Annotated in this window: 1 protein-coding gene; it reads left to right on the top strand. The window is 64.0% G+C overall.

Features of this window, described 5'->3' with window-relative positions; all coding sequences use genetic code 11:
- On the top strand, nt 1–392 hold a 392-nt coding region (locus P0D96_RS48475), incomplete at both ends, for a rhomboid family intramembrane serine protease (protein WP_408321487.1).

Raw genomic sequence — 392 nt, 5'->3', positions numbered from 1 at the left:
GGGCTGCAGGGCATCCTGTTCGCCCCGTGGTTGCACGCAAGCATGATGCACCTGGTAGCCAACACTGGTGGACTGCTCATCTTGGGCTGGCTGTGCACCTGGCCGCGCATCGCGAACCTCTGGCAGGCGACAATCGGTGCGATGCTTGGTGCTGGATTGTGCGCCTGGCTGCTCGGCGCGCCCTACACGGTGCATATCGGCGCGAGCGGCCTCGTGTTCGGTTACGCGGGCTACCTGGTCGCGCGGGGCTATTACACGCGGCACGTTCTGGCGATGCTAGTGGCACTTTTCGTAGCGGCGAGCTACGGGCTGACCATGCTCTTTGGCGTGATGCCAATATACCCAGGCGTGTCGTGGCAAAGCCATCTGGGTGGCGCGCTGGGAGGCATCCT

The organism is Paraburkholderia sp. RL17-347-BIC-D (assembly GCF_046027915.1).
In the GTDB taxonomy this organism is placed as follows: domain Bacteria; phylum Pseudomonadota; class Gammaproteobacteria; order Burkholderiales; family Burkholderiaceae; genus Paraburkholderia.
Note: the sequence above shows the minus strand (reverse complement) of the source record. Positions and strands in the feature narration are given on the sequence as shown.